Source organism: Promineifilum sp. (SeqCode), assembly GCF_041918635.1.
GTDB lineage: Bacteria > Chloroflexota > Anaerolineae > Promineifilales > Promineifilaceae > Promineifilum.
This window is the reverse complement of record NZ_JAYRVJ010000033.1, coordinates 1-3,720: the sequence shown is the minus strand read 5'-3', so window position 1 is coordinate 3,720 and position 3,720 is coordinate 1. Positions and strand designations below refer to the sequence as shown.

Annotated in this window: 2 protein-coding genes; both read left to right on the top strand. The window is 63.8% G+C overall.

Annotated features, from left to right (window positions below):
• The coding region (locus tag ACE3UY_RS01145; protein WP_374685716.1) for an ABC transporter ATP-binding protein at positions 1-1,855 on the top strand (1,855 nt) is incomplete at its 5' end.
• 71 nt (positions 1,856-1,926) lie between these two features.
• The coding region (locus ACE3UY_RS01140; protein ID WP_374685715.1) for an ABC transporter ATP-binding protein at positions 1,927-3,720 on the top strand (1,794 nt) is incomplete at its 3' end.

The window sequence follows — 3,720 nt, the reverse complement described above, 5'->3', positions numbered from 1 at the left end:
TCCTGGGCTGGGTTCATTGGGTCGAGCCCTACGCTATCTCTTGAAATACCCGCGCCTGACGGTGGGCGCGACGCTGGCGCTGATCATCGCCACGGCCGCGCAACTGGTCGTGCCCCAGTTGGTGCAGCAGATCATCGACACTATTGTCACCAATGCCACCAACCAGGGCATCCTCAATTTGCCGGCCAACATCCAGGCTATCGCCGCGCAGCAACTTGGTCTCGACCTGACCGCGGCCCAGGCCGAACTGGACGGCGCATCCCGCACCCTGATCACGGTCACGCTGATCATCATCCTCTTCGCCGTGGCCCGCGGCGTGTTCGCCTTCGGCCAGAACTTCATGTCACAGGCGTTGTCGGAGAACATCGCCTTCGACCTGCGCAACGATCTGTTTGCCAAGATTCAGCGCCTCAGCTTCAGCTATCACGACCGCAACCGCACCGGCCAACTGATGGTGCGCGCGACCGACGACGTGGAGCGGCTGCGCGTCTTCATCGGCCAGGGTCTGCTGATGGCGCTGCAAGCGCTCATCCTCCTGGGCGGCACACTGATCATCCTGCTGGCAACGAACTTCCGGCTGACGCTGGTCGTCCTGCCGGTGCTGCCGTTGGCCCTGATCCTGTTCATGGGCTTTGGGGCCATCGCTCAGCCGCTATTCGTCGAGGTGCAGAAGCGACTAGGGCGCGTCAACACCACGCTCCAGGAGAACCTGGCCGGGCTGAAGGTCGTGAAGGCGTTCACCAGCGAGCGGCGCGAGGAACAGCGCTTCCACGACAGCATCGATTCCCTCCTCCAGCAGCGCATCAAGATCAGCCGCATCTTCTCTTTCCTGTTTCCGTTCATCTTCCTGATCGCCAACCTGGGCCAGGCAGCCGTGCTCTACTTCGGCGGCCGGCAGATCATCGATGGCACGCTGACGCTAGGCGAGTGGCAGAAGTTTAGCCTCTATCTCGTCTACGTCTTCATCCCGATGGGCCAGCTCGGCTTCATCATCTCCCTGATGGCCCAGGCCGGCGCCAGCGCCGAGCGCATCTTCGAGATTCTGGACACCAAGAACGACGTGGAGAACAAACCGGGCGCGGCGGATTTGGGCGAGGTGGACGGCCGGGTCGAGTTCCGCGACGTCACCTTCCGCTACTTCGCCGGCAGCGAGCCGGTGTTGAGCAACATCAGCTTTGTGGCCGAGCCGGGCCAAACGGTGGCCCTGCTGGGCGCGACGGGCAGCGGCAAGAGCAGCATCATCAATCTCATCCCGCGCTTCTATGACGTAAGCGACGGGCAGGTGCTCATCGACGGCCGCGACGTGCGCGACGTGACGTTGGAGAGCCTGCGCCTGCACATCGGCATCGTTCTACAAGAGACGGTACTGTTCAGCGGCACGATCCGCGAGAATATCGCCTTTGGCCGGCCAGACGCGACGGACGAAGAAGTGATCGCCGCGGCCCAGGCCGCCGCCGCCCATGACTTCATCACCGGTTTCCCCCAGGGCTACGACACGCCGGTCGGCGAGCGCGGCGCGACGCTGAGCGGCGGCCAGAAACAGCGTGTGGCCATCGCCCGCGCCCTGCTGCTCGACCCGCACATTCTCATCCTGGACGACAGCACCAGCAGCGTGGACTTGAACACGGAGTATGAGATTCAGAAGGCGCTCGACCGGTTGATGGAAGGACGCACCAGCTTCGTCATCGCCCAGCGCATCAGCACGGTGCTGAACGCCGACCAGATTCTCGTGCTGGAAAAGGGGCGTGTTGTCGCCCGCGGCACGCATGAAGAACTGATGGAAGACAGCGAGATCTACGCCGACATTTACCACTCGCAGTTGGCGGATGACGTGCAGGTAGGGACTAGGGGTTAGGGCCCAGGGAAGAGCGCTCTTCCCCTGACCCATGGAACCTAATCGCTTATTCACTGCGGAGAAAAGCAATCATGATGGATCACGGAGCCCGCTCCCTGGGCATGGAAACGAGCAAGGCGCGCAGCGTTAGCGGCACGCTCGGCCGGCTGTGGCATTACTTCCGCCACTACGGCTGGGTACTGCTCATCGTTGCCCTGCTCATTGTCAGCAGCACGTACATGCAGGTGCTCATCCCCGACCTGACCGGTCAGACGGTAGACTGTTACCTGACCCCATTCACTGCCCGCGCGGCCATCGCGGAAGGAGGCTTGGCCGGGGCGCTTTCGCAGTTCGCGGCCGGCAGCACCGAAGAGGCGACCAGCAATTGCTGGTACACCACACCCGACCCGGAGGCGACGGCAGCGGACACTATCGCCGGTCTGGGCCGGCTCATCTTGCTCATCGTCGGTCTCTACGTCGGCAGCGCCATCTTCAGCGGTCTGCTGTTTTACCTGATGAGCTGGTCGGGTTACCGCGTGCTGCGCGACTTGCAGGCCGACGTTTTCGCCCACATTCACCACCTCTCGCTGGGCTACTTCACCAAGCACGAGGCGGGCGACGTGATGAGCCGCTTCACCAACGACAGCGATACGCTCCAGCAGGTCATCGGTTTTGGCCTCGTCTCGGTGTTGCAAGGGACGCTGCTCATCGTCTGGACGATCTGGGTTATGTTCCGGCTCGACGCCCCCTTTGCCCTCATCAGCCTGGTGACGCTGCCACTCATGTTCATCGCCACCCGCTGGTTCTCCGGCCAGGCGCGCAAGGCTTTTCGCAAGGCGCGCATGCAGATTGGCAACGTCAACGCTGATTTGCAGGAGAGCATCTCAGCCGTGCGCGAGGTGCAGGCATTCAGCCGCGAAGACGAGAACATCGAGCAGTTCCGCACCAGCAATGCCGCCAACCGCGACGCCAACATCCGCGCCCAGGCTTATACCGGCGCGTTGGCCCCGATGCTGGAAGCGCTCAGCTACGTCAGCCTGGCCGTTGTGGCCGGCGTGGGCGGCCTGATGATGCTAAACAGCCAGGGATTCCTCGGCTCTACGGTCTCGGTCGGCCTCATCATCACCTTCATCGGCTACACCCAGCAGTTCAACCGGCCGGTGCAGCAGATCGCCACGCTGTGGGCCACCATCCAGAGCGCCATTGCCGGGGCGGAGCGCATCTTTGGCCTGCTCGATGAGCCGGTGGAGATCGTGGATCGGCCCGGCGCGATCGAGATGCCGCCCATCGCCGGCCACGTGGAGTACCACGACGTGTGGGCCGAGTACAATCCCGGCGAGCCGGTGCTGCGCGGCGTCAACATCGACGCCCAACCGGGCCAGACCATCGCCATCGTCGGCCCCACCGGCGCGGGCAAGACGACCATCATTAACTTGCTGCCGCGTTTCTGGGATGTGGGCGTTACGGATCACGCCGATGGCCAGGAACGCGTCAACGGCAAAGCCGCCCCGGGCGGCCGGATCACCATCGACGGCCACGACCTGCGCGACGTGACGCAGCAAAGTCTGCGCCGCCAGATCGGCATTGTCCTGCAAGACTCCTTCCTGTTCAGCGACACCGTTACCAACAACATCCGCTATGGCCGGCCGGAGGCGACGGACGAGCAAGTCATGGCCGCGGCGCGGTTGGCCCACGCCGACGAGTTCATCCAGCGGTTGCCCGATGGCTACGCCACCGTCCTGGGCGAGCGCGGCGCGGGGCTGAGCCAGGGCCAACGACAGTTGTTGTCGATTGCCCGCGTGGCCCTCATCGACCCGCGCATCCTCATCCTGGACGAGGCCACCAGCAGCGTGGACACGCGCACTGAGCGGGAGATACAGAAGGCG